Source organism: Rosenbergiella nectarea (assembly GCF_900111105.1).
Taxonomy (GTDB): Bacteria; Pseudomonadota; Gammaproteobacteria; order Enterobacterales; family Enterobacteriaceae; genus Rosenbergiella; species Rosenbergiella nectarea.
In genome coordinates this window covers 1-1,053 of sequence record NZ_FOGC01000029.1, presented here as the reverse complement: position 1 = coordinate 1,053, position 1,053 = coordinate 1, and the positions used below count along the sequence as shown (strand labels likewise).

The 1,053-nt window shown below is 52.7% G+C and carries 1 rRNA gene; it reads right to left on the bottom strand.

Annotated elements, in window-relative coordinates:
- Nucleotides 1-1,053: ribosomal RNA gene (locus tag BMX14_RS16310) — 23S ribosomal RNA — on the bottom strand; the annotation flags it as partial.

Sequence of the window (1,053 nt, the reverse complement as noted above, 5' to 3'; positions counted from 1 at the left end):
GTCAGGGAGAACTCATCTCGGGGCAAGTTTCGTGCTTAGATGCTTTCAGCACTTATCTTTTCCGCACTTAGCTACCGGGCAATGCCATTGGCATGACAACCCGAACACCAGTGGTGCGTTCACTCCGGTCCTCTCGTACTAGGAGCAACCCCCCTCAATTCTCCAACGCCCACGGCAGATAGGGACCGAACTGTCTCACGACGTTCTAAACCCAGCTCGCGTACCACTTTAAACGGCGAACAGCCGTACCCTTGGGACCTACTTCAGCCCCAGGATGTGATGAGCCGACATCGAGGTGCCAAACACCGCCGTCGATATGAACTCTTGGGCGGTATCAGCCTGTTATCCCCGGAGTACCTTTTATCCGTTGAGCGATGGCCCTTCCATTCAGAACCACCGGATCACTAAGACCTGCTTTCGCACCTGCTCGAACTGTCACTCTCGCAGTCAAGCTAGCTTATGCCTTTGCACTAACCTCACGATGTCCGACCGTGATTAGCTAACCTTCGTGCTCCTCCGTTACTCTTTGGGAGGAGACCGCCCCAGTCAAACTACCCACCAGACACTGTCCGCAACCCGGATTACGGGTCTACGTTAGAACATCAAACATTAAAGGGTGGTATTTCAAGGTTGGCTCCACGCAGACTAGCGTCCACGCTTCAAAGCCTCCCACCTATCCTACACATCAAGGCTCAATGTTCAGTGTCAAGCTATAGTAAAGGTTCACGGGGTCTTTCCGTCTTGCCGCGGGTACACTGCATCTTCACAGCGATTTCAATTTCACTGAGTCTCGGGTGGAGACAGCCTGGCCATCATTACGCCATTCGTGCAGGTCGGAACTTACCCGACAAGGAATTTCGCTACCTTAGGACCGTTATAGTTACGGCCGCCGTTTACTGGGGCTTCGATCAAGAGCTTCTCCTTACGGATAACCCCATCAATTAACCTTCCAGCACCGGGCAGGCGTCACACCGTATACGTCCACTTTCGTGTTTGCACAGTGCTGTGTTTTTAATAAACAGTTGCAGCCAGCTGGTATCTTCGACTGGCTTC